Source organism: Streptomyces sp. SL06 (genome assembly GCF_058244745.1).
In genome coordinates, this window is sequence record NZ_JBSYOT010000002.1 from 5,140,617 (window position 1) to 5,164,738 (window position 24,122).

Consider the following 24,122-nt stretch of genomic DNA (forward strand, 5'->3'; position numbering starts at 1 on the left):
TGCACGCGGAGATCGTCTGTGTGTCTGATCGCGACGCAGATCGCGCCGAGAAAAGCAAGGCGAGGCCGAGAGTAAGACGATTATGGCGGGTTACATCGAGGACCGGTGGCTCAAGAAGCGACCGAACAAGGAGACGGGCAAGCGCGAACGCACAGCGCTGTGGGGCAAGTGCACGCGCTACCGCGTGAAGAATATACCGGGCGTCCGTGACCGTTCATTCGACACGGTCGCGGACGCCAAGGCGTGGCTGGCCGAGGCACAGACCGGCACACGTCGAGGGGATTTCGTCGACGCGCGAGACGGTGCGATCAGCCTTCGTGAATATGTCGAGAAGCACTGGTGGCCGTCCAAGGTGCATCCGGCTCAGACGCTGGAAAGCATGAGGCACCGGATCTGGGGGCAGGTGCTGCCGCAGCTCGGAGATCTGGTGCTCAGGGACATCGGCGTCGCGGAGCTGCGAAAGTGGTCGGCCGACGTGCAGAGGGCGCTGGCGTCGAGCACGGCCTATGTCGCCTGGGTTGTACCTCAAGGCGATCATGCAGGCCGCGGTCGAGGACAAGCGGTTGTACCGCAACCCGTGCAAGGGCAACAGCTCGATCAAGCCGCCGAAGAAGCCGGAGCGTAAGGCTCGCGCCTGGGAGCAGGATCGTGTCGACGCTGTACGGGAGGCACTGGCCGACCGCTATCGGATCATGCTCGACCTCGGCGTCGGGTGCGGACTTCGACAGGGTGAGGTGTTCGGCTTCAGCCCGGGTGATATCCATGGGGACTTCGTGCGCATAGAGCGGCAGATCCTCACGTACAAGTCGCAGCTGTACTTCGGCCCGCCCAAAGGCGGCAAAGAGCGGGACGTGCCTCTGCCGAAAGTGCTCGCGAAGCGGCTCCTCACCCACCAGGAACGCTTCGAACCGATCGAACGTCACCCTCCCGTGGCTGGATCCCGAGGAGCCCGACCTCGCCCGAGAGGACAGGCGTAAGGTGACTGCCCCGCTGCTCGTGTATACCGGGTGGCGCGGCGCGATCAACCGCACCACCTGGAACACCAAGGCATGGAAGCCCGCGCTCGCCGAAGCGGGCGTCATCCCGCCGCTGCCCGAGCGTCAGCCGGGCGGGAAGCCGTCGCGCGTGTGGGAGCCGAGCCGCGAGCACGGCTTCCACGTCTTGCGCCACACGTACGCTTCAGTGATGCTCGAAGCCGGTGAGTCGATCGTCTCGCTCGCCAAGTGGCCGGGGCACTCCGACCCGGCGTTCACGCTCCGGACGTACACGCACTTCATGCCGCAGGCCGGCGCGCGGGGACTGTCCGCCATCGAGGCGTGGTTCACGGGCTCGGCCGAAAGTCCCTGAGAAGTCCCAGAGGGCGAAACCAGCCGCCGGATGCCCGTAAATGTGCAGGTCAGGGCGCGATCGCTCCCTGAGCGGGACAGAACCCGGCGTACAGCCCGACTCGTCTGCCGCTCTTCGTTTCGGATCAGAACAGCTTGCGCAGGATGATCTCCAAGGAGAACTCCGTGTGTTCGCGGGCCGCCGTCCACGCGCGTTCCGCGTCACCCTCGTACACGGCGGTGATGAGGTCGCCGTGCTGTCGCGAGGAGAGGGCCAGTTCCTCGGGGCTGTAGAGGGACGCGATGCGTTTGTTGAAGTGGAAGAGGCGGTTGGCGCGGATCATCTCCAGCAGGCGGGGGTTGCCCGACGCGGAGGTGATGGCGTCGTGGAAGGCGTCGTTGGTGGAGACCCGGTCGCACAGGGCGTCCGGGGTCAGGGACGTCATCCGCGGGCGCCACTGTGCGAGCGCCTCGCGTTCCTCGGCCGAGGCGCGCAGGGCGGCCAGCCGCGCCGCCTGCGCCTCCAGACCGGCCCGCACCTCGTAGAGCTGGGCCACTTCCTCCTGTGTGTACTCGTGCACCACCCACCGGCGACGCTGCGAGCGGATCAGCCCGTCTGCCATCAGCCGCTGCATGCTCTCGCGGACCGGGGTGCGCGAGACGCCGAGGCGGGTGGCTATCTCGTCCTCCACCAGCGGGGCGTTGGGCCGCAGGACACCGTCGACGATCTCCTTGCGGAGCGTCCAGTAGACCTCTTCCGACCGGCGCCGGGCCGACGTTCCGGCCGCCCGCCGGGGGCGGGATCGCCACGTCGGGAGGGGTCTGCGGCGGCTGTTCCGTCACTCGTGTCCCATCCTGTCCCTCGGCCCGGTCCGGCTCAGTACACGGGGCGGGTGGCGTCTCCGGTGAGACCGCGGTCCCACGCGGGCACCGGCGGCGTGTAGTCGATCATGTGAGGCACCTCGACGTCCAGATACAGCGGCCGCGGGTTGTCGCGGAAGTCGGCGACGCGTTCGGCCAGTTCGGCGATCGAGGCGACCGCGTACGCCTCCACTCCGCACGCCCTCGCGACCGCGACCGCGTCGATCGTACCCGGGTCGACCCCGAAGTAGCGGCGGTCGGTGTACAGGTGCTGGAGCATCTTGATCCAGCCCAGGCTGTGGTTGGTGAACTGGACGAACAGCGCGGGCAGTCCGAGCCGGGCGACGGTCTCCAGCTCACCGCAGGCCATGGCGAAGCTGCCGTCGGCGGTGAAGGACACCAGCGGGACCCCGGGCCGGGCCAGCGCCACACCGACCGCGGCGGGGATGGCGTACCCCATGGGGCCGTGGCCCCGCGGCACCAGCACCGTGCGCCCGGCCCGGCCCTGGCGCCAGTGCACGGAGACGTTGGGCGTCGGCGTTCCCGGATCGGCGATCACGGGGGTGTTGTCGGGCAGCGCGGCGCACACGGTGCGCACGACCTCGTCCGGCAGCAGCCGGCCGGCGCCGTCCCCTTCGCGTGGGCGCGGAACGGCGGGCGGCGGCGTGCCGAGCACGGTGCGCACGCTCTCCAGGCGGCGGGCACGTTCCGCCGTGTCCACGGGGGACACTGCGGCCAGCAGCTGGCGCAGGACGGTGTCCGCGTCGCCGGGCAGCGCGACGGCGCCGGGGTAGTTGCGCCCCGCGCGGGCGGGGTCGATGTCGATCTGCGCCACCGGGACGCCCTCGCGGGCGGGGCCGGTCCAGCTGTTGGTGTCGGTGGCGTTGGCCCGGGTGCCGACCAGGAGCACCGCGTCCGCCTCCCGCAGCACCGCGTTGGCGCCGGGCAGCGCGCCGTTGTTCCCGACCACGCCCACCGACCAGACGCAGTCGTCGTCGACCGCGCCCTTGCCGTGGATGGAGGTGGCCACCGCAGCGCCCACCGCGTCCGCCAGCCGCCCCAGGCTCTCCCACGCCCCGGACAGGTGCACGCCCGACCCCGCGAGTACGGCCGGCCGCCGCGCCCGGGACAGCAGCGCCGCGGCCTGCTCCACGGCCTCGGCGGGCGCCGCCGGCCGCGCCGCGGGCAGCGCGGGAGCGGTCGTACCCGGCTCGGGCCGGGCCTGCGTCGGCTCGTCAAGGACGTTCTCCGGCACGATCAGCGCGACCGGCGCCGGGCGCCCCGACACCGCCTCCCGCAACGCCTGCGCCACCAGACCCGGCAAATCCTCGGCGCGCTCGGCCACCCGCGTCCACTTGGTCACCGCCGAGAACAGCGCCACCTGGTCGATCTCGGTCAGCGCACCCGTGCCCCGGCTGCCCGTGTGGATGTCGGACGTGATCAGCAGGACGGGCACCCCCGCCGCGTACGCCTCCCCGAGACCGCCCACCACATACGTGGTGCCACCCCCGCTGGACACCTCCACCACGCCCACCCGGTTGGCGCTGCGCGCATAGGCGTCGGCCATGGCCGCCGCGTGCCGTTCGTCGCGGGCCAGGACGTGCCGGATGTCCTCGGTGCGGTCGTAGAGGGCGTCGTACAGGGCCACGCCGGTGTCGCCTGGCACGCCGAAGAGCGTGCTGACACCGCCGGCGACGAGCGCCTCGACGAGGGCGTCGCAGCCCCGGCGCGGCCGGGCGGAGGCGAGGGGGGCGGACTTGGGCTGGACGTTGTACACGGCAACTCCTGGAAGAGGGGTGGGCGGACCGGCGGGTCAGGACGAGGGGCCGATGTGCTGCCGGGCGAGGGAGGCCAGCAGCAGGGCCGCGTCGGGCAGTACCGACTCCTCGAAAACGGCGGTGGGGGAGTGATTGCCCGAGGGGCGGTCCGGGCCGGGCGGCGCGGCGCCCAGATAGCCGTAGGCACCCGGTACCCGCTCCAGGACACGGGAGAAGTCCTCGGAGCCGACGCGCGGGCGGGCCAGCTCTTCGTAGCGTGCGGCGCCGAAGAGTTCGGTCGCGGTGCGGGCGAACACCTCCGCGTGGAAGGGGTCGTTGACCGTCGTGGGCAGCACGGTGGTGAACGACGCGTCCGCGTCCAGGCCGTGCGCACGGGCGATGTCCCGTACGAGCGGCGGCAGTTCGGCGGCCAGCCGCGCGGTGGCCTCGGCCGAGAAGGACCGCACCCCGGCCCGGAAGCGGGCGTTGGCCGGGATGACGTTGGGCGCCGTCCCGGCGTGGAACTCGCCGACGGTGACCACCACGGGATCGAACGCGTCGAACCGGCGCCCGGCGTAGGTCTGCACGGCGGTCGCGGCCTCCATGGCGACGGGCACCGGATCCAGCGCCTCGTGCGGCCGGCCGCCGTGCCCGCCGCGGCCCCGCACGGTGGCGTCGAGGATGCCGTACGAGGCCATCACAGGACCGGGGCGCGTGTAGCAGCGGCCGGCCGGCAGATCGGCCACGACATGCAGCGCGTACGCGGCCGACACGGGCCGGCCGGCGGCGTCGAGGACGCCCTCGGCGAGCATGGCGCCCGCGCCGTCGTAGCCCTCCTCGCCGGGCTGGAACATGAAGACGACACTGCCGGCCAACCGGGCGCGCTCCTCGGCGAGCAGGCGTGCCGCGCCCACCAGGGCGGCGGTGTGCAGGTCGTGGCCGCACGCGTGCATGCGGTCCGCGTCGGCCGCGAAGGGCAGCCCGGTGGCCTCCCGCAGCGGCAGGGCGTCCATGTCGCCGCGCAGCAGTACGACCGGCCCCGGCCGGTCACCGTGCAGCACGGCCACGACCGAGTCGACGCTCGTGCCCTCGGTCAGCGTCAGGGCGGGGTGCGCTCCGGTGGCGAGCGGCGCCAGCGCCTCCAGCACCGTCGCACGGGTCCGGGGCAGCTTCAGGCCCAGCTCAGGTACGGCGTGCAACCGGCGGCGCAGGGCGACGAGTTCGTCGCCGATCTCCCGGGCCCGAGCCCGCAGCACCTCCGCGTCCCCGCTCACGGCCGCTCTCCCGCCCGGAGCCGGGGCAGTACGTCGGCCACGACCTCCTCGAAGACGCCCTCGCGGTGCGGTCCCTGGAGCGGGAAGGGGAACATGAACTCGGTGATGCCGATCTCGGTGAAGCGGCCGACGAAGTCCAGGAAGTGCTCCTTGGACTGCCACGGGGCGTCCTCGGTGAACCCCGCCATGAACGACTTGCGGATCGCCGCCGGGTCGCGGCCGGCCCGTTCGGCGTGGGCGTCCAGGAGGGCGCCGCGCTCCCGGGTCAGCCGCAGGCTCTCCTTCTCGTCCAGCTTGACGCCGCGCCGGAGTTGGGAGAAGAGACTGCCGTAGCTGCTCCAGAACGTCGGCGTGCCGGGCGGCCACCGCAAGGGTCTGCTCGACGTGCGCGGCGACCAGGAGCGGCGGCCGGTGCGCGCCGACGGGTCCGGGGGCCCGTACCGCGCCCTCCACCGCGTAGTGGGTGCCCGCGTGGTCGAAGCGGTCCTGCTCCAGGAGGCCGCGGACCACGCTCAGATACTCCTCCAGGAGCACCCCGCGCTCCGCCTGCGGCCAGGGCTCGACGCCCGCGTACGCCAGGTCCTTGGGGTTGCCGCCGGCCCCGACCCCGGTCACCGCCCGGCCGCCGGAGATGTGCTCCAGCGTCATGGCCTGCTTGGCGAGCATCGCCGGGTTTCGCAGCGGGGCCGCGCTGACCAGGGTGCCGACGCTCACCCGGGAGGTGGCCGCGGCGATCCCGCCGGCCAGCAGCCAGGCGTCGAACCGGCCGCGCACCGGCCGCCCCTCGGCGTCCAGGGCGCTCCACAGGTGGTCGCCCGCCCACAGGCTGTCCCAGCCCTGCTCCTCGAACCGGCGCCAGCGCTCGGTGAGTTCGGGCCACGGCGCGGCCTCGTACGTCATCAGGCCGAACCTGAGCGGTGTACCGGTCATCGCGGACTTGCTCCTGTCGTGTGCTCGCGGGTGGGTTCCGGCGCGGTCCGCCGGGAGGCGCGGCGGACGGCCTCGCGTGCGGCGGCCGGGGTGACCGGGCCGTCGCCGGCCTGTCGGTCCGCCGCCAGGTAGGCGCCGCGGTAGGCGGCGGGCCGCTCGGCGGGCGGCAGCGCCTCCACGGCGTCCACCAGGTCCCGCTGCGCCTCCTGCGGCCAGCGCCGCTCGTAGGCATCCCGGGCCGTGCCCAGCGTGAACGGGGCCTCGATCCGCGGCAGCCGGGAGCGGGCCGCGGCCGTGGCCGTCTCGTCGGCCGTGCCGTCCGGCCGCAGAACGACGCCGTAGGCGTCCCGTGCCCGGCCGGCGCCGAGCAGCCCGCGGGCCACGTCCTCGGCCACCGCCGCGGCCGGCCGGTCCCCGGGATGGCCGAGACCGCCGCCGCCGGCGGTCTCCACCAGCAGTACGTCACCGGCGGCCAGCGTGACGACGTTGACCCGCCCCAGGTCCTTTTCGGCGGCCGTGCCCGGGTTGAGCAGGGCCCGGCCCGCGGCGCCGGTACCGCCTCCGTGCACGCCCCACGGCTCGAAGCCGAGCCGTTCCATGCCGCGCACGGCGAGCGTCACGCCGTCGGCCAGGGCCCGCAGCCGCAGCACGATGCCGGTGCCGCCCGGACGCCGGCCCGCGCCGCCGGAGTCGGTCCGGTAGCGGTACTCCTCCACCAGTACCGGGGCGTCCTGCTCCAGCAGTTCGTTGGGCACGTTGCGCAGCCAGCCGCCGGTGAAGCTGGTGCCGTGCAGCCCGTCCCGGCCGGGACGGCCGCCCGAACCGCCGGTCAGCGGCTGGCCCACGGCGACGCGGCGCCGGCCGGTGAGCGGATCGGTGTGCGCAACCGTCGCGATCGCGATGGCACCGGAGCCGGTGGCCAGGGCGTCGGCGGGCGCGGCCTGCGCGAGGCAGCCGAGGACGCAGTCCATGACGCGGATGAACACCGCCGCCCGTACTCCGCAGGTGGCGCCGGGCGCGGGGTTCAGGACGGAGCCGGGCGGCAGGTTCGCCGTCACGGCCCGCACCAGACCGGAGTTGTAGGGGATGGTGGGGTCCTTGGAGACCAGGTAGTTCACCAGGACGAAGACCAGCATGTAGTGGCCCGGGTCGCCGCCGGTGGGCAGGTTGATCGCCTCGGCGACCTGCGGCGAGGTGCCCCCGAAGTCCAGGTGCGGGCGCCCCTTGGACAGCGTCAGTTCCAGTTCGAGCCGGGTGGGCGGCACGGTGACCGTCTCCCGGCCGTCCGCGCCGCGCTCGGTGAGCCCCTCCACGTAGTCGACGAACCGGTAGGTGCCGTCGCCCAGTTCGGCCAGCATGCCGGTGGCGCGCGCGGCGGCCTCGTCCAGCAGGTCCTCGACGGCGTCCACGAGCGCCTGGGCGCCGTGCGTGGCGACGATCTCGTCGAACCGGCGCTGTGCGGCCACCAGACCGGTGATCTGCGCGTCGATGTCGCCCCGGTTCTCCTCCGGCACCCGGGTGTTGGACAGCACCGTGGTCAGCAGCGCCGTGTTCTCCCGGCCCTCCTCGCGCAGCTTGGCCGGCGGGATGAGGACGCCCTCCTGGAAGCGGTCGGTGTGCGCCCAGGAGATCGACCCGGGCGCCGCGCCGCCGATGTCGGAGGTGTGCACGAAGCTGAACGCGTACGCCACGACGCGGCCCTCGGCGAACAGCGGCGCCCACAGCCAGAACGTCCGGCAGATGCGTCGCCAGGCCGCCGGTGCCCTCCGGGTCGTTGCTGATGCCGATGTCGCCGGGCCGGTAGGGCGCCAGGGACTCGATCGCCGTCCGCGCCGGGGAACCGATCATCATGTTGCCGGAGATCGACCGGGGCGCGGCGAACACCTCGCCCTCCGGGGTCACCAGACAGGTGCCGAAGTCGGCGGTCTGCTTGACGAAGACGCTGAAGCTGGTGCGCCGGATGGTCTCCGCCATCTCCTCCACCACGGCGGTCAGCCGGCGCGAGAGGATCTCCAGTGTCACCGGTGAGCTGCGCATCAGGCGGCCTTCCCCCGGGCGTCCCCGGTGTCGATCAGCAGGTTCCCCGCCCGGTCGACGCGCACGGCGGCGTCGGTGGGGACGTACACGGTGGTGTCGGGCGCGGAGATGACCAGCGGGCCCTCCAGGCGGGTGCCCGCGGGCAGTTCCGCCCGGCCTATCCGGCCCGCCGCCACCGGCCGGCCGTTCTCCAGGACCGTGTGCGGCCTGGGCCGGGGCACGGTCGCGGCGCCGGCCCGCGGCAGCACCTGGTCGGCCTCCGCGGTGAGCGTGACGCGCAGATTGCGCACGTCCAGCTCGCGGCCGGCGGCGTCCACGCCGTAGGCGGCGCGGTAGTGGTCGGTGAACGCCCGCCGCAGCGCCGCGACCGTGGGGCGCTCGTCGGCGGGCAGGGTCACGGGCAGGGTGAAGGACTGCCCGGCCATCTGGACGTCGGCCCAGCGGATCAGCCGCACGCGCCGGTGGTGCGCCGCGTTCTGCCGCTCGTACCAGGCGTGCGCCCGCTCCTGGAGGTCCTTCCACGCCGTCTCCAGCCGGGCGTCGTCCAAGGTGGCCGTGGTCGCGCCGACCGGGGCGACCAAATCGTGGCGCAGGTCGGTGACGAGCGCGCCGAACGCGCACAGGGTGCCCGGGGACCAGGGCACGAGCAGGCGCCGGATGCCCAGGTCACGGGCGAGCGCGACCGCCTGCACCGGGCCCGCGCCGCCGTAGGGCACCAGGTGCGCGCGGGCGGGGTCGACGCCCCGGCGGGCCAGCAGCGGCACCAACTGGGCGTGCATCATGGCGGTCGCCACGTCGACGGCGGCCGCCGCGGCGTGCTCGAACGTCCGTGCCGAGCGCCTCGGCCAGGGGCTCGAACGCGGCGCGCGCGGCGGCGGGGTCGAGCGCGACCGCGCCGCCGGCGAAGTCGTCCGGGTCGAGGTAGCCGCACACCACATAGGCGTCGGTCAGGGTCGGCTGCGTGCCGCCGCGCCCGTAGCAGGCCGGGCCCGGCTGGGCGCCCGCGCTGCGCGGCCCGACCTTCAGCACCCCGGAGGGGTCGAGCCACGCCACCGAGCCGCCGCCCGCGCCGATCGAGGAGACCTCCACGGACGGGGTGATGAGCGGGAAGTCACCCAGTTCGGCGTCGGTGGAGTAGGGGATCTCCCCGCCCTCCACGATGGCGCTGTCCACGCTGGTGCCGCCCATGTCCATGGTGACCAGGTCCGCCACCCCGGCCGCGGACGCCAGCCGCACCGCCCCCGCGACCCCCGCGGCCGGGCCCGACAGCAGTGTCTCCACGGCGGCCCGCAGCAGCGCGGACTCGTGCCCGGCGGCGGTCTCGCTCCCCGGGCGGGGCAGGACGCTCTCCACGGACATCACCCCGCCGTTGGACTTGGTGATGTGCAGGGGGCAGCGCAGTCCCGCCGCCCGCAGCCGCCGCGACAGGTCGCTCAGATAGCCGCGCAGCATCCCGGCGACGTGCGAGGCCAGCACCGCGACGGTGGCCCGCTCGTACTCCTTCTCCTCCGGCCACAGCTCCGCCGAGCCCGCCACCACCAGGCCCGGGTGGGCGCGGCGCAGCAGTTCCACGGCGCGCGCCTCGTGCCCGGGGTGGGCGTGCGCGTGCAGGAAGACGACGGCCAGCGCCTCGACGCCGTCCGCGACCAGGGACGCGGCGGCGGTCAGCAGGGCGGGCTCGTCCAGCGGCCGGTCCACGGTGCCGTCGGCGCGTATCCGCTCGGGCACCTCGCGCACGTCACGGCGTTCGACCAGGGGGCGGCGCGGGTCGGCGAAGAAGTCGATCGGGTCGCGCAGCCGCAGCCGGCCGATCTCCAGCAGGTCGGGGAACCCGGCCGTCACCAGCAGCCCGGTCCGCGACCCCGACCGCTGGAGCACCGTGTTGAGCGCGAAGGTCTGACCGTGCGCGAAGTACTCCACCTCCCGCGGGTCGACCCCGTGCCGGGTGAGGACCCCGGTGACGGCGCGGACCACGGCGGCGGCCGGGTGCCGGGCGTCGGAGGGCACCTTGGCGGTGTGCAGAAAGGTGCCGTCGGCGGCGGCGAGCACCACGTCGGTGAAGGTGCCGCCGACATCCACCCCGATGCGGTAACGGCCGGCGGAGACGGTGGGGGAGTCGTCGGTCACGGTGCGGTGTCTCCTTGCGGTGCGGGGCCGGTCACCAGGGCGCCGGCCACCCGGCGCGCGGCCAGCGCGGCGACGGCGGCCAGCGCGAGGGAACCGGCGATCAGCAGAGTGGACATGGCCGTCACGGTGGGGTCCTGCTGCTGTTCGAGGCGCAGGAACATGGCCACCGGCAGCGTGGTGGTGTCGGCGGGCATCAGGAACACCGACGTGTCCACCTCGTCGAAGGACGTCAGGAACGCGAACACCCCGGCGGCCAGCCAGCGCCGCCCGGATCTGCGGCAGGGTCACCCGGGCGAACGCGGCGGCCGGCGAGGCGCCCAGGTCACGGGCGGCCTCCTCAAGCGCCGGGTCCAGACCGGCCAGCGCCGCACCGACCACGGCGACGACGAACGGGAGCAGCAGCAGGCAGTGCGCGAAGGCGATCCCGCCGACCGTTCCGTAGGCGGCCGGGAAGAGCGACGCGTACAGCACGAACAGGCAGAATCCGGCCACCACCCGGGGCAGGCTCAGCGGCATCACGAACAGCGACCGCAGCAGCTCCCGGCCCGGGAAGCGCAGGCGCGCGATGGCGTAGGCGGCCATGGTGCCCACCACCAGCGAGACCGCGGTGGCCAGTACGGCGACCTCGGCGGAGTACAGCAGGCCCACGGTGAACGGCTCGTACGCCAGGGCCTCGGAGAACCAGTGCAGGCTGAAGGAGTCCGGCCAGCCGTGCGGCACCGCCTCGGCGCTGAAGGAGTTCAGCACCACCACGGCAAGCGGCAGCAGGACGAAGGCGACCGTCGCGGTCAGGAACAGCGCGCGGACGGCGGACAGCACACGAAGGGAGCGGGTCACGAGGCCATCTCCTCACCACCGGCCGCCGGGGTGCGGTGGCGCACGTCCACCAGCCGGCCGAGCCGGTTGAACAGCACCAGCACCACCAGGGCCACGGCGAGCAGGATCAACGCCTGCGCGGCGGCCATCGGCCACTGCAACTGCTGGATGTTCTGGTAGACCGACTGCGCCAGCACCGACACCCGCCCGCCGCCCAGCAGCGAGGGAGTCGCGAAGGCGCTGACGGTCAGCGCGAAGACCAGCTGGAGGGAGGCGACGATGCCCGGCGCGGTCAGCGGCAGCAGCACCGACCGCAGCCGCCGCCAGGGGGAGGCGCCCAGGTCGGCCGCGGCCTCCAGCACCCCGGTGGGCAGGGAGCGCAGCGAGCCCAGCAACGGGACGATCGCGAAGGGCAGTTCCACGTGGACGAGGGCGAGGACGACGCCCGGCTCGTGGTAGAGCCAGTCGCCCAGGAGGCCGTGCAGCAGCCCGCCCGGGGACAGCAGCAGCATCCAGCCGTAGGAGCGCACCACGACGCTGACGAGGATGGGCGAGAACACCACGAACATCAGCAGGCCCGACACCCACCAGCGGCGTACGCGCAGCAGGCACCAGGCGATCGGATAGGCGACCAGCACGGTGAGCACGGCCACCGTCGCACCCACCCGCAGCGTCGTCCACAGCACGTCCCGGGTGTAGGCGTCGCCGAGGATCCGGCTCCAGGTGCCCAGGTCGAACGGGGCGAAGAGGGTGCTGGTGCGTTCGGTGCGGAAGCTGTACGACACCAGCAGCAGGATCACCGAGCAGAAGACCAGCAGCAGGTAGGCGGCGCCGGGGGCGACGAGCGCGTAGCCCAGCCGCCGGCCGCTCGCGGGCCGGGTGCGGGGCGCGCTCATGCCGCCGCCCCGCCGGCGGTGCCGCTGTCGGTGTTGTCGGCGTTGTCAGTGTTATCGGTGTTATCGGTGTTGTCGGCGTCGGGCGGCAGGACGACCACGTCCGAGGCGTCCACCGCCAGCCCCACGTGCTCGCCCACGGCCGCCGACGCCGCCGAGGTGGGGGAGTCCACCAGGACCTCGCGTCCGGTGGCCGTCTCCAGCACCACCCGCACCCGCGCCCCGAGGAATCCGGCCGAGCGGACCACCGCCCGCCCGGCGGCGGCCTTGTCGTCGGGCGCCGTCAGCCGGAACGACTCCGGGCGTACGGCGAGCAGGGCGCCGGCGGGCGTGGCAGGGCCGGGCGGCAGCGGCAGGTCCAGGCCGTCCGCGCCGGCCCGCCCCGCACCCGCGGCGGCGCCGCCGGCGACCCGGAACAGGTTGTTCTCGCCGATGAACTCCGCGACGAAACGGCCGGCCGGACGGTGGTACAACTCCTCGGCCGTACCCACCTGTTCGATCCGGCCGTGCGACATCACCGCGATGCGGTCGGACATCTCCATCGCCTCGGCCTGGTTGTGCGTCACGCACACGAAGGTGGTGCCGGTACGCTGCTGGAGCGCGCGCAGCTCGCGCCGCATGCGCAGTTGCAGACCGAGGTCCAGGGCGCTCAGCGGCTCGTCGAGGAGCAGTACGTCCGGCCGCTTGACCAGGGCGCGGGCGATGGCCACCCGCTGCCGCTGACCGCCGGAGAGGGTGCTCGGGGCCCGGTCGGCGAAGTCCGCCATGCCGACCACGCCGAGTGCCTCGGACACCCGGCGGGCCGTCTCCACGCGGCCCGTCCGCTCGCTGCGCAGCCCGAAGCCGACGTTGGCCGCCACGCTCATGTGCGGGAAGAGGGCGCCCTGCTGGAACACCAGGTTGGTGGGGCGCCGGTGGGCGTGGGTGCGGGTGACGTCCGTGCCGCCGATGAGTATCCGGCCCTCGTCGGCGTGGTCCAGGCCGGCGACGATGCGCAGCGCGGTGGTCTTCCCGCAGCCGGACGGGCCGAGCAGGGAGAAGAACTCGCCCTTGCGCACGCGCAGGTCGACGCCGTCCAGGACGCGTCGGGAGCCGAAGCTGCGGGTGAGGCCCGCGGCGTGTACGGCGAGGTCGGCGGCGGCGCCGCTCACAGGTGTGCCTTCACGTCGCTGTTCCAGGCGTCCGTGGCCTTGTCCAGGCCGGACACCAGCGCGGACCAGTCCAGCTTGACGGCGTTCTGCACGGTGTCGAGCTGGTAGCTCTCCAGGTGCGCGTACTTCGCGGGCAGTTCGGCGCCCTCGACCAGGGGGATGGTGGCGGTGGCCGAGCAGTAGTCGCTGACCGCCGCCGGGTCGAAGATGGCGTTCATCAGTTCGGCGGCGGCGTCGAGCTGGTCGTCGCTGGAGCCCTTGACGAGCTGGAAGCCCTCGGGGAAGGCCATCACGCCCTGGCTGGGGACGGCGAACCCGATCGGGTCGCCCTCGTCGATCCAGGGCTGCGCCACTCCCTGGAAGCCCGGGGCGATGACCACCTGGCCGCTGTTGAGCTGCTGCCGCAACTGGTCGATGGAGCTGATCAGCCCCCGGAACTGGCCCTTCTCGGCGGCCTTGGCGAACACCTCGATGCCCTTGGAGAGGTCGCCTTCCTCGCCGCCCTGGATCTGGTTGATCACGGGGACCGCGTTGACGCTGAACGACGGGGCGTCCCACGTGGTGACCCTGCCGCGGTAGGCGGTGTCGAAGAGGTCCATCCAGGAGGTGGGCGGGGTGCGTATGACGTCGGTGTTGTAGAGGATGCCCATCGCGTCCATCACCATGTAGGCGCCCAGGCCGTCCGAGGTGCGGTAGCCCGAGAGCACCTTGCCGGTGTTGGGCACCGACTTCGTGCTCACCGGCGCCCACAGACCGGCCTGCGCGCCCTGCGCGAAGCTCTGCGCGTTGAAGAAGCCCAGGTTCAGCAGCGGCTTGTTCCGGTTGACCTGCACGGAGGAGACCAGCTTCGGGAACGTGTCCGCGTTGGTGCCCTCGATGTAGCGCATCGTCACGTCGTGCTCCGCGCCGAACTTCTTCGCCACCCGGCGCGGCACCGTGCCCTGGGCGCCGGCCCAGTGGAACAGCGTCAGGGACGTCCCGCCGCCGGAGGACGAGCTGCCGGGAGTACCGCAGGCGGACAGCAGGCCACCGCCCAGCAGTGCCGCTCCCGCCACACCGGCGGAGCGCAAGAGATCGCGACGGTTGAGATGTGTCATGGCGAGTCCTTGGAGGCTGAGGTCCTAACGGCCGGGCGGTCTGCGGGGCCGTGCTCCTGAACCGGCCACACCGCCGACGGAGCGAATACGCATGCAGCTTCGCATGCGAAGCTGCATGCCAGAAGAGGGGGCCGCATGTGTTCATGGAGATGAAACAAAAGGAACCGGACGGACGCGGTTCCGGCCCGCCGGTGCCGTGATCGGGTGAAGGACGTTCACGGTCAAGCACCGGCAAAGAGACCTGGTCCACGCGGCGACGGGCTTGTACCGTGAGCCTTCGTCCAGCCGTCGCGCCGTACCGAAAGGTGTCCCCCGATGCACAGATCCCGTGTCCTGACCCTGCCCCTCGTCGCCCTGGCCGCCGCCGCGTTGACCCTGACCGGCTGCTCGTCGGACGGCGACTCCGGGAAGGACACGGCGTCCGACGGCGCGGGGACGGACGCGGGCGGGTCCGTCGCGAGCGTCCCGGCCGACGCGGAGCCCGCGGGTTCCGGCAAGGGCTCGGCGCATCTGACGTACAGCGGCGGTGAAAGCGGGGAGTTCACCATCGAGAGCGTGGGATGCGCCGTGATCAAGGGGAAGCTCGTCGCAGTCAACGCGCCGGACAGCACCGACGGCGACGCCGGCGACGGGCCGCCCGCCTTCAACGCCTCCATGAGCGACGGCAACGCGACGGCCACACTCACCACGAAGGACGACAACAACTACCTCCAGACCGTCATCGGGTCCGGCATCACCAGCAGCAAGGACGGCGACACCTGGACCCTCACCGTGACCGGGGTGAAGCTGGTGGCGGCCAACGTGACGGATGAACCGGTCGTCCTCGACGCCACCGTCACCTGCGGGAACGTGGCCGAGATCTAGTACTCCGGTCCGCCTTCGCGCTCAGTCCGCCTTCGCCGTCAGCTCCCGTGCCCGGCGTACGAACGCCCCGTGCAGGTCGTTCGCCGCCTGTGGCACGGAGTCGGCCCGGCGGCGCTGGAGCATGAGGAGGACCCTCGTCGTGTCTCCGGTGATCGGCCGGTGGGTGATCGTGCCCAGCCGTTCCAGCGGGTCGCCGACGACGCTGAAGTCCGGCAGGACCGTCGCCCCCAGGCCCTCGGCGACCATCAGCTTGCCCATCTCGGCGCCGTCGGTGGAGTAGGAGAAGGACGGGCGGCGCCCGCCCAGGAGCCGGTGGACGTAGCGGTGCATGACATACCCGGTGCGCATCGCGATCAGCGGCTGGGCGAGCAGATCGGCCGCCGAGACCGCCGGCAGGGCCGCGAGCGGGCTGTCGGGGCGTACGCACACCACCGGGCGGCCCCGCAGCAGTTCGGTGGAGTCCAGGCCCGCCGGCACGTCGTCGCCCTCCAGGTGATTCACCAGGCCGAGGTCGAAACCGCCCTCGGACAGGGCCCGGTGGATGTCGCTCTGCTGCGCCCCGACCACCTCGACCTGGGTCAGGGGATGCGTGGCCCGGAACTCGCGCACCACCGGGACGAGCAGCGGTACGGTCGCGGCGTTGACCGTACCCACCCGCACCATCCGGCTGACGCGGTGCTGTTCCCCGGCCGCGGTGCGCAACCGGTCCACCGCCTCCAGCACATTGACGATGTGCGGCAGCAGTTCCCGGCCCTCCGCGCTCATCGTGGCCCCGGACCGTTTGCGCTCCAGGAGATCGACCCCCAGCTCCCGTTCCAGGTTCCGGACCGTCTCGCTCAACGCGGGCTGGGAAAGGCGCAGTTCCTCGGCGGCCCGCCGCAGGGAGCCGAGGCGGGTGACCGCCGCGATGTACTCCAGCTGTTCCGTACGCACCGCCCCAGAATTCTGCCGGGCCACCCCTTGTTCAAGGGTTTGCCTGTCACACCTTCGTTAAATTCAATGGTCCGCGATGCGAGACCTATCGGGTTTACCTTGACTGCCGCGAACGAACGCTGCCACGATCGGAACATGCAGATGCGACTGGAACTCACGCGGCGACGCCATGTCGACCTCGCACGCGTCGCCAGCGCCTCCTGTTGCTCCGCGGCCTGATCCCTCTTCGATCCGCCGCCCCGCACCACCGCGCCGCGCTCCCGCGGCACACGCATCCGTCACCCCCTTCCGTCGTCGGAGGGGTGTCGCACGGCCGTGTGCCGTCGTGACCGTGTGTGCCGTCGCATGTCGCGGGGTGCGCCGTGTTCCGCCCCGGTCGAATTCCGTGAATCCGCACGCCTCCTGAATTCGGCCGTCCGCAAGGACACCAGCAAGGACATTCCCAAGGACATCACCGCAACAGGAGTTCCGTATGTCCGCAGCGCCCGCGAAATTCGCCTACTGGGTCCCCAATGTCAGCGGTGGCCTGGTCACCAGCAAGATCGAGCAGCGCACCGACTGGCAGTACGAGTACAACCGCGAACTCGCCGTCCTCGCCGAGAACAACGGCTTCGAATACGCCCTCAGCCAGGTCCGCTACATGGCCAGCTACGGCGCCGAGTTCCAGCACGAGTCGACCTCCTTCAGCCTCGCCCTGCTGCTCGCCACCCAGCGCCTCAAGGTCATCGCCGCGGTCCACCCCGGTCTGTGGCATCCCGGTGTCCTCGCCAAGTTCGGCGCCACCGCCGACCACATCTCGGGCGGACGCTTCGCCGTCAACGTCGTGTCCGGCTGGTTCAAGGGCGAGTTCACCGCCCTCGGAGAGCCCTGGCTTGAGCACGACGAGCGCTACCGCCGCTCCGAGGAGTTCATCCGCGCCCTGCGCCAGATCTGGACCGAGGACCACACCGAACTCGCCGGTGACTTCTACCGGCTGCGGGACTTCTCCCTCAAGCCCAAGCCGCTGAACACCCCCGAACGCCCGCACCCGGAGATCTTCCAGGGCGGCAACTCCACCGCCGCGCGCGCCATGGCCGGCCGCGTCTCCGACTGGTACTTCTCCAACGGCAAGGACTACGCCGGAGTCGTCGAGCAACTCGCCGACGTCCGCGCCTCGGCCGCCCAGGCGGGCCGCCCCGCACCGAAGTTCGGCCTCAACGGCTTCCTGATCGCCCGCGACACCGAGGCCGAGGCCCGCGAGACCCTCCGCGAGATCGTCGCGAAGGCCGACACCGAGGCCGTCGAGGGCTTCGGCGCCGCCGTCAAGCAGGCCGGCCGGTCCACCGCCGACCAGAAGGGCATGTGGCAGGACTCCACGTTCGAGGACCTGGTCCAGTACAACGACGGTTTCCGCACCGGCCTCATCGGCACCCCCGAGCAGATCGCCGAACGCGTCGTCGCCTACCGGCGGCTCGGCGTCGACCTCTTCCTGCTCGGCTTCCTGCACTACCACGAGGAGGTCGAGTACTTCGGCCGGCGCGTACTGCCCCTCGTACGCGAACTGGAGGCCCAACTCCCCGACCTCGAAACGCAGGCTCACTCCCTCGCCCTCCAGGACTGAACCCCCACGCAGCGAAAGAGGCCATCGAGCATGAGCACCGCCACGCCCATCGACTGGACCACCCGCCCCGCCCCCGGCACCGCGCGGGACTGGATCGCCCGCGCCGCCGAGGTCGCCGCCGTCCTCGCCACCGACGCCGTCGAACGCGACCGCGCCGGAGCCACCCCGCACGTCGAGGTGCGACTCCTCAAGGACGCCGGCCTCGTCACCCTCCTCGGCCCCACGGAACACGGCGGCGCGGGCCAGGACTGGCCCACCGCCTACCGCGTCGTGCGCGAGGTCGCCAGGGCCGACGGCTCCATCGGCCAGCTCCTCGGCTACCACTACCTCTGGTTCTGGGCCGCCCGGCTGGTCGGCACCCGCGAGCAGTGGCAGCACGTGGAGGCCGAGGCGAGCCGCAACCGCTGGTTCTTCGGCGGCGCAGTCAACCCCCGGGACAAGGACGTCGTCGTCACCGAGGACGGCGACGCCCTCGTCTTCACCGGCCGGAAGACCTTCTCCACCGGCAGCAAGGTCTCCGACGTGACCGTACTCGAAGGCATCCTGGACGGCACCGACCGGCACGTCTTCGCGATCGTGCCCTCCGACAGCGAGGGACTGACCTTCCACGACGACTGGGACAACATCGGCCAACGGCTCACCGAGAGCGGCAGCGTGACCATCGACGGGGTGCGCACCCCGTGGTCCTCGGCGGCCGGCTACGTCGACAAGGTCTTCCGGCCGCGCGTCTACAACACCCTCAACGTCCCCACCATCCAACTGGTCTTCGTCAACTTCTACCTGGGCATCGCGGGCGGCGCCCTGGAGACGGCGGCCACCTACACCCGTACGAAGACGCGGCCCTGGCTCCACGGGGGACACGAGCGGGCGACCGACGAGCCCTACGTCATCGACGTCTACGGGGATCTGACCGCCAAGCTCTGGGCGGTCGAGGCACTCGCCGACGCCGTCGCCGCCGAGGGGCAGCGGCTGCACGACGACCCCGACGCGGTCACCCCCGAGACGCGCGGCGCCTTCGAGGTCCGCGTCGCGGCGCTCAAGGCCCGCGCCACCGAGGTGGCCCTGGAGACCGCCACCCGCATCTTCGAAGTGACCGGCGCGCGCTCCACCGCCACCGCCGAGGGCCTCGACCGGTTCTGGCGCAACATCCGCACCCACACCCTGCACGACCCCGTCGCCTACAAGCGACGCGAGGTCGGACGCTGGGTCCTCGACGGCGAACTGCCCGAACCCACCTGGTACTCCTGACCGCCCCGGGGCGCCCGTCACGAGCGGGCGCCCCGCGCCTCCTCCGCCCCGAGTCCGCCGCCTCTCCGAAGGGGAGTCCCAATGGCCAGCATCCTTTCCCTCTCCGGCAGTCCCTCCGCCTCCTCCCGCACCAACCGCCTGCTGCGCCACCTCGACCGGCGGCTGACAGCGCAGGGCCATCAGGTGACCCCCCTCGACGTGCGCACCATCCCCGCCGAGGCGCTGCTCGGCGCCGACTTCAGGCACCCCGCGATCGTCGAGGTCACCGAGCTGGTCGCGCGGGCCGACGGCGTCGTCGTCGCCACCCCCGTCTACAAGGCCTCCTACTCCGGAGTCCTCAAGGCCCTGCTCGACCTGCTGCCCCAGTACGCGCTGACCGGCAAGACCGTGCTGCCGCTCGCCACCGGCGGCTCCGTCGCCCACGTCCTGGCCATCGACTACGCGCTGCGCCCGGTGCTCACCTCGATGGGCGCGGCCCACGTCGTACCGGGCTGGTTCACGCTCGACAAGGACATCACCGCGCACGAGGACGGCTCCCTGACCGTGGCCCCGGGTGCCACCGAGGCGCTGGCCCAGGTGGTCGACCAGTTCTCCACGGCCCTGGGCCGCACCCCGGTCCTGAGCGCGGCGAGCTGATCACCGTGCCCGCACACGTCATCGCCGACGACGCGGAGGCCCTGGCCGTCGCCGCCGCCCTGGCCGCGGAGTTCCGCGCGGGCGCCTCCGCACGCGACGCCGAACGCAGGCTTCCGCGCGAGGAGTTGGACCGGCTCTCGGCCTCGGGTCTGCTCGCCGTCACCGTCCCCGCCGAACACGGGGGAGCGGACGTCACCGCGCTCACCCTCGCCGAGGTCTTCCGGCTGCTCGCCACGGCCGACGCCAGCCTCGCCCAGATACCGCAGAGCCACTTCGCCTACGTCAACGTGATCCGCCGCCAAGGCACTCCGGAACAGCGGAAGTTCTTCTTCGCCGAACTGCTCGCCGGGCGCAGGCTCGGCAACGCCCAGTCGGAGGCCGGCACCAAGCACGTCCAGGACATCCGCACCCGCCTGGAACGCCGGCCGGACGGCTCGTACACCCTCGACGGCGTCAAGCACTACTCCACCGGCGCGCTGTTCGCCGACTGGATCCCGGTGCTCGCCCGCGCCGAGGACGACAATCTGCACGTCGCCTATGTGCCGCGGGACGCCCCCGGGCTCACCGTGATCGACGACTGGGAGGGCCTGGGGCAGCGCACGACGGCCAGCGGGACCGTCCGCCTGGAATCCGTCGCCGTACCCGCCGACCGGGTCCTGCCGCACCACCTCACTTTCCGGGGACCCCAACTGCACGGTGCCGTGGCGCAGTTGCTGCACGCCGCGATCGATGCCGGCATCGCCGCGGGGGCGCTGGCGGAGGCGGCCGAGTTTGTGCGGACGAAGAGCCGGCCGTGGTTCGAGGCCGATGTCGACACGGCCGTGGAGGACCCCCTGCTCGTCCAGCGCTTCGGTGAACTCGCCCTCCAGGTACGGGCTTCCGACGCCCTTCTGCGCGAGGCCGCCCGCACGGTGGACGCGGCCCGCGCCGACCTCACCGACGACTCGGCCGCCGAGGCGTCGATCGCGGTGGCCGCCGCCAAGGTGCAGGCGGCCCAGAGCGCGGTCGAGGTGACGAGCGCCCTGTTCGAGGTCTCCGGCACCCGCGCCGCCCGCGACTCCCTCAACCTGCACCGCTACTGGCGCGACGCCCGCACCCACACCCTGCACGACCCGCCCCGCTGGAAGATCCAGCACATCGGAAGACACGTGCTCACCGGCACCCGGCCGCCCCGCCACGGCCTGCTCTGAAGGACGCCAACGATGGCCAGTCCGCCCACCCCCGTCCGATCGGAGACCCCCGTGTCGCCCCTGACCTTCCACTGGTTCCTCCCCACCAACGGCGACAGCCGGCACGTCGTCGGCGGCGGCCACGGCACCCCGGCCACGGCCTTCGGCAGAAACCGGCCGCCGACGGTGGCGTATCTGAGCCAGATCGCACGCGCCGCCGAGGAGTTGGGCTTCGTGGGCGCGCTCACCCCCACCGGTGCCTGGTGCGAGGACGCGTGGCTGACCACGGCCATGGTCAGCCAGAACACCGAGCGCCTGAAGTTCCTGGTCGCCTTCCGCCCCGGCTTCGTCTCACCCACCCTCGCCGCCCAGATGGCGTCCACCTTCCAGCGGCAGAGCGGCGGACGGCTCCTGCTCAATGTCGTCACCGGCGGCGAGAGCCACGAGCAGCGGGCCTACGGCGACTTCCTCGACAAGGCGGCCCGCTACCGCCGTACCGGCGAATTCCTGCAAATCGTGCGGGAGTTGTGGCAGGGCAAGACCGTCGACCTGGACGGCGAACACCTGCGGGTCGAGGACGCCAGGCTGGCGCGCGTGCCCGACCCGGTGCCCGAGGTGTACTTCGGCGGTTCCTCGCCGATCGCCGGAGAGGTCGCGGCCAGGCATGTCGACGTGTACCTCACCTGGGGCGAGCCGCCCGCGCAGGTCGCCGAGAAGATCGCCTGGATCCGCTCGCTGGCCGCCCGGGAGGGCCGCACACTGCGGTTCGGCATCCGGCTGCACGTCATCACCCGCGACACCGCCGAGCAGGCGTGGGCGGAGGCCGGCCGGCTCCTGGAGGGGTTCGACCCGCAGACCGTGGCATCGATCCAGGCCGGGCTGGCCCGCAGCGAGTCCGAGGGGCAGCAGCGCATGCTCGCGCTGCACGGCGGCGGCAACCGGGACGGACTGGAGATCCACCCCAACCTGTGGGCCGGCATCGGCCTGGTGCGCGGCGGCGCGGGCACCGCCCTGGTCGGCGGCCACGACGAGGTCGCCGACCGGATCGCCGAGTACCACGCCCTGGGCATCGACGAGTTCGTGCTCTCCGGCTATCCGCACCTGGAGGAGGCGTACTGGTTCGGCGAGGGCGTGCTGCCGCGCCTGGCCGCCCGGGGACTGTGGCGCCACCCCGACGGAGACCGGGAAGTGCCCTCGGCGCAGGTGCCGTTCGCGGGCTGACGCCCGCCCCGCGTGGTGACCCACCGGGGCGGGCGGATCGCTGTCCGTTCCAACTCCCTTGTCTCGTCGAATGATTGGGACTCGGGCGCGGAAAGTGTCGGTATTGTTGCCACCGTCTTTTCTTTCGGCCCGGATGCGTACCGGGTCTGCCTGTCTGCGCCGCGGTGGGGGCCGCGATGGTTGCGGGTGCCGGGCGTGGTAGCGAGAGGGATGTGAGAGACCGGTGCTGACCGGCGTTCCTGATCAGCGGGCGGACGGGGGCTCGGGGCGCCTCATCGCCGGCCGCTATCTGCTGTCCGAGGTACTCGGCAGAGGCGGCATGGGCGTCGTCTGGCGGGCCCACGATCAACTCCTGGACCGGCAGGTCGCCGCCAAGGAACTGCACATCGCCACCGAGGGCGACGAGGAGCACCGGGTACGGATGCGCCGGGCCGTCCGTGAGGCGCGGGCGGTCGCCCGGGTGCCGCATCCCCACGTGGTCGGGGTGCACGACCTGGTCGAGTACGAGGGCCGGCTCTGGATCGTCATGGAGCTGGTGCCGGGACCCTCGCTCGCCGGGCACGTGAGCCGGTCGGGCCCGCTCACCCCGGTGCACGCCGCCCACCTCGGCCTCCAACTCCTCGACGCCCTCAAGGCCGTACACCTCGCGGGCACCCTGCACCGCGACGTCAAACCGGCCAACGTGCTGCTGCGTCCCGACGGCAGCGCCGTGCTCACCGACTTCGGCATCGCGGCCCTCGACGACGGCGAGTTGCTCACCTCGACCGGTCAACTCGTGGGCTCCATCGAGTACATGGCGCCCGAGCGGGCCATGGCGCAGGAGTCGGGACCGGCGTCCGACCTGTGGTCGCTCGGCGCGACCCTGGTCACCGTCTGCGGAGGGGACTCGCCCTTCCGCCGGCCCGCGTACGCCGCGACGCTGCACGCCGTCGTGTACGAGGAGCCGACGCTCCCGGACCGGCTCGGACCGCTCCGCCCCGTCGTCGAGGCCCTGTTGCGCAAGGTGCCGGGCCGGCGCCCCGCCGCCGAGGACGTGGCGGCGGCGCTGCGGGCAGTCGCGGCGGGGGAGACGGACATCGCCCCGCTTCCGGCGGCCGACCCCCACGCCCCGGGACCCACGGCCACCATGCCCGCGATCGCGCCCGCGGACGACCGGGTGCACCAGGCGGACACCGTGACCAGTGTCCAACTGCCGTCCGCACGGGGCGGTGACACCCTGTTCGCACCGGTGCCCGAAGCCGGGACCGGGCCCGGGTCCGGGGGTACGGCGGTGCACACGGCCGTGCTGCCGCCCGGACCTCCGGCCTCGCGCCGCCGGGGCGGCGACCGGAGGCGGGCCGGCTGGTGGATCGCCGGTGCCGCCGTGCTCGTCGCGGCGGCGGGCGGCGGTCTGTTCCTCGCGAACGCGTTCGGGGGCGAGGAGAAGGAGCGGTCGGCCCCGGACCGGTCGGGCGCCCCCGAGCGGTCGGTGGCCCCCGAGCGGCCAGGGACGACCGCACCCGTCACCCCGAGTGCCACGGCCGAGCCAACTCCGGTGGTGACAACCGTCGTGCGGACCGTCAGCTCCCAGGAGCGCTGGCAGACGGTGCAGGACGCGGTGGTCCGCGCGGGCGACACCGTCACGCTGCGGTCCGAGGGGGGCGCGTGGTCGGTCGACCGGCAGAGCATGCCCGCGACCGGCCCCGCGGGCTACGACGAGGTCACCGACCGGCGGCTGGACTTCGCGACCAGCTGCAAGGTCGCCCCCGACGAACCGTTCGGCACACTGCTGGCCCGCCTCTCGGAGGCGGACGACGCCCCGGTCCTCACCGTCGGCGAGGCTCTGAGCTTCGAGGCGGCGCAGGACGGCGTCGTCCAACTCCGCATCAACGACAGCTGCCTTGACGACAACGTGGGCGAGGTGCGCGTCTCCGCGGAGATCACCCACCAGCCCTGACCGGGCCGGGTCCGCAGGTCAGACGCGCCGCGCGGAGGAGGCCAGGGCGAGGAGTCCGGTCCATGCGTGGTGGGACAGGGTGACGACGGGTCCGGCGGTGGCCTTGGAGTCGCGGATGTGGACGGTGGCCTGACCGGTGGCGACCTCTACGCAGTCGCCGCCCTCTGTTCCGCTGTGGCTGCTCTTGATCCAGGCGAGGCCGGAGGCGACGATCGAGAACTCAGCGTTGTTCATGGCGATCCCAACA

23 protein-coding genes and 3 pseudogenes are annotated in these 24,122 nt (G+C 72.7%); 11 read left to right on the forward strand and 15 right to left on the reverse strand.

All coding sequences use genetic code 11. From position 1 onward, the window contains the following. Positions 1-82: 82 nt before the first annotated feature. The 3 genes from AC4IHM_RS23505 to AC4IHM_RS23515 are packed head-to-tail and all read left to right on the forward strand — an operon-like array spanning position 83 to position 1,347. On the forward strand, positions 83-625 hold the full coding sequence (locus AC4IHM_RS23505) for a hypothetical protein (protein WP_490868988.1): 543 nt from the start codon (positions 83-85) through the stop codon (positions 623-625). Beyond that, on the forward strand, positions 564-977 hold the full coding sequence (locus tag AC4IHM_RS23510) for a hypothetical protein (RefSeq protein WP_490868989.1): 414 nt from the start codon (positions 564-566) through the stop codon (positions 975-977). Before AC4IHM_RS23505 ends, AC4IHM_RS23510 begins: the two co-directional genes overlap by 62 nt. A 1-nt stretch (position 978) precedes the next feature. Then, positions 979-1,347: a tyrosine-type recombinase/integrase gene (locus AC4IHM_RS23515; RefSeq protein ID WP_490868990.1), complete on the forward strand. Its 369-nt coding sequence runs from the start codon at positions 979-981 to the stop codon at positions 1,345-1,347. 124 nt (positions 1,348-1,471) lie between these two features. Here the strand turns inward: AC4IHM_RS23515 and AC4IHM_RS23520 are convergent, their stop codons facing one another. From AC4IHM_RS23520 to AC4IHM_RS23580, 13 genes and pseudogenes are all read right to left on the reverse strand, one after another. Further along, the gene (locus AC4IHM_RS23520) at positions 1,472-1,948 is read right to left on the reverse strand and encodes an FCD domain-containing protein (protein WP_490870911.1); all 477 of its coding nucleotides are present in this window, start codon (positions 1,946-1,948) and stop codon (positions 1,472-1,474) included. Then, a pseudogene (locus AC4IHM_RS23525) lies at positions 1,925-2,074 on the reverse strand (GntR family transcriptional regulator); the annotation flags it as partial. The pseudogene AC4IHM_RS23525 and the gene AC4IHM_RS23520, both read right to left, overlap by 24 nt. 128 nt (positions 2,075-2,202) lie before the next feature. After that, positions 2,203-3,963, reverse strand: a complete 1,761-nt coding sequence (locus AC4IHM_RS23530; RefSeq protein ID WP_490868991.1) for a thiamine pyrophosphate-binding protein — start codon at positions 3,961-3,963, stop codon at positions 2,203-2,205. Between the two features lie 36 nt (positions 3,964-3,999). Continuing rightward, on the reverse strand, positions 4,000-5,217 hold the full coding sequence (locus AC4IHM_RS23535) for a M20 metallopeptidase family protein (RefSeq protein ID WP_490870912.1): 1,218 nt from the start codon (positions 5,215-5,217) through the stop codon (positions 4,000-4,002). After that, positions 5,214-5,588 (reverse strand): hypothetical protein, encoded by a 375-nt coding sequence (locus AC4IHM_RS23540; RefSeq protein ID WP_490871021.1) that lies wholly within the window; start codon positions 5,586-5,588, stop codon positions 5,214-5,216. Before AC4IHM_RS23540 ends, AC4IHM_RS23535 begins: the two co-directional genes overlap by 4 nt. A gap of 28 nt (positions 5,589-5,616) precedes the next feature. Continuing rightward, positions 5,617-6,147, reverse strand: a pseudogene (locus AC4IHM_RS23545) (LLM class flavin-dependent oxidoreductase); the annotation flags it as partial. Next, positions 6,144-7,838 carry a hydantoinase B/oxoprolinase family protein gene (locus AC4IHM_RS23550; RefSeq protein WP_490868992.1) on the reverse strand — a complete coding sequence of 565 codons (1,695 nt, stop codon included), beginning with the start codon at positions 7,836-7,838 and terminating at the stop codon, positions 6,144-6,146. The gene AC4IHM_RS23550 and the pseudogene AC4IHM_RS23545, both read right to left, overlap by 4 nt. Positions 7,839-7,869: 31 nt before the next feature. Beyond that, positions 7,870-8,184: pseudogene (locus tag AC4IHM_RS23555) on the reverse strand (hydantoinase B/oxoprolinase family protein); the annotation flags it as partial. Beyond that, on the reverse strand, positions 8,184-8,966 hold the full coding sequence (locus tag AC4IHM_RS23560) for a hydantoinase/oxoprolinase family protein (protein ID WP_490868993.1): 783 nt from the start codon (positions 8,964-8,966) through the stop codon (positions 8,184-8,186). The pseudogene AC4IHM_RS23555 and the gene AC4IHM_RS23560, both read right to left, overlap by 1 nt. Continuing rightward, positions 8,851-11,148, reverse strand: a complete 2,298-nt coding sequence (locus AC4IHM_RS23565) for a hydantoinase/oxoprolinase family protein (protein WP_490868994.1) — start codon at positions 11,146-11,148, stop codon at positions 8,851-8,853. Before AC4IHM_RS23565 ends, AC4IHM_RS23560 begins: the two co-directional genes overlap by 116 nt. Then, positions 11,145-12,023: an ABC transporter permease gene (locus AC4IHM_RS23570; protein WP_490868995.1), complete on the reverse strand. Its 879-nt coding sequence runs from the start codon at positions 12,021-12,023 to the stop codon at positions 11,145-11,147. The genes AC4IHM_RS23565 and AC4IHM_RS23570 overlap by 4 nt, the downstream gene beginning before the upstream one ends. Beyond that, a complete protein-coding gene (locus tag AC4IHM_RS23575) occupies positions 12,020-13,171 on the reverse strand; it encodes an ABC transporter ATP-binding protein (protein ID WP_490868996.1) in 1,152 nt (383 codons plus the stop codon). The genes AC4IHM_RS23570 and AC4IHM_RS23575 overlap by 4 nt, the downstream gene beginning before the upstream one ends. Further along, positions 13,168-14,268 (reverse strand): ABC transporter substrate-binding protein, encoded by a 1,101-nt coding sequence (locus AC4IHM_RS23580; protein ID WP_490868997.1) that lies wholly within the window; start codon positions 14,266-14,268, stop codon positions 13,168-13,170. The genes AC4IHM_RS23575 and AC4IHM_RS23580 overlap by 4 nt, the downstream gene beginning before the upstream one ends. 315 nt (positions 14,269-14,583) lie before the next feature. Between AC4IHM_RS23580 and AC4IHM_RS23585 the strand changes: the two genes are divergently transcribed. Further along, positions 14,584-15,132 carry a hypothetical protein gene (locus AC4IHM_RS23585; RefSeq protein WP_490868998.1) on the forward strand — a complete coding sequence of 183 codons (549 nt, stop codon included), beginning with the start codon at positions 14,584-14,586 and terminating at the stop codon, positions 15,130-15,132. A 21-nt stretch (positions 15,133-15,153) separates the two neighbouring features. Here AC4IHM_RS23585 and AC4IHM_RS23590 read toward each other — a convergent pair whose 3' ends face one another. Then, a complete protein-coding gene (locus tag AC4IHM_RS23590; RefSeq protein ID WP_490868999.1) occupies positions 15,154-16,065 on the reverse strand; it encodes a LysR family transcriptional regulator in 912 nt (303 codons plus the stop codon). A 141-nt stretch (positions 16,066-16,206) separates the two neighbouring features. Between AC4IHM_RS23590 and AC4IHM_RS23595 the strand changes: the two genes are divergently transcribed. From AC4IHM_RS23595 to AC4IHM_RS23625, 7 genes are all read left to right on the forward strand, one after another. Then, positions 16,207-16,284 (forward strand): putative leader peptide, encoded by a 78-nt coding sequence (locus AC4IHM_RS23595; protein ID WP_490870913.1) that lies wholly within the window; start codon positions 16,207-16,209, stop codon positions 16,282-16,284. A 253-nt stretch (positions 16,285-16,537) separates the two neighbouring features. Then, entirely contained in the window at positions 16,538-17,665 is a 1,128-nt protein-coding gene (gene sfnG / locus AC4IHM_RS23600) for a dimethylsulfone monooxygenase SfnG (RefSeq protein WP_490869000.1), read from the forward strand. A gap of 30 nt (positions 17,666-17,695) precedes the next feature. Beyond that, the gene (locus tag AC4IHM_RS23605) at positions 17,696-18,913 is read left to right on the forward strand and encodes an acyl-CoA dehydrogenase family protein (protein WP_490869001.1); all 1,218 of its coding nucleotides are present in this window, start codon (positions 17,696-17,698) and stop codon (positions 18,911-18,913) included. 81 nt (positions 18,914-18,994) lie between these two features. After that, on the forward strand, positions 18,995-19,549 hold the full coding sequence (gene ssuE / locus AC4IHM_RS23610) for an NADPH-dependent FMN reductase (protein ID WP_490869002.1): 555 nt from the start codon (positions 18,995-18,997) through the stop codon (positions 19,547-19,549). A 5-nt stretch (positions 19,550-19,554) separates the two neighbouring features. Beyond that, entirely contained in the window at positions 19,555-20,739 is a 1,185-nt protein-coding gene (locus AC4IHM_RS23615; protein WP_490869003.1) for an SfnB family sulfur acquisition oxidoreductase, read from the forward strand. 51 nt (positions 20,740-20,790) lie between these two features. Continuing rightward, positions 20,791-21,939 carry an LLM class flavin-dependent oxidoreductase gene (locus AC4IHM_RS23620; protein ID WP_490869004.1) on the forward strand — a complete coding sequence of 383 codons (1,149 nt, stop codon included), beginning with the start codon at positions 20,791-20,793 and terminating at the stop codon, positions 21,937-21,939. Positions 21,940-22,162: 223 nt separating this feature from the next. Then, entirely contained in the window at positions 22,163-23,875 is a 1,713-nt protein-coding gene (locus AC4IHM_RS23625) for a serine/threonine-protein kinase (RefSeq protein WP_490869005.1), read from the forward strand. An 18-nt stretch (positions 23,876-23,893) separates the two neighbouring features. Here AC4IHM_RS23625 and AC4IHM_RS23630 read toward each other — a convergent pair whose 3' ends face one another. Next, positions 23,894-24,109, reverse strand: a complete 216-nt coding sequence (locus AC4IHM_RS23630; RefSeq protein WP_490869006.1) for a DUF397 domain-containing protein — start codon at positions 24,107-24,109, stop codon at positions 23,894-23,896. Positions 24,110-24,122: the final 13 nt, after the last annotated feature.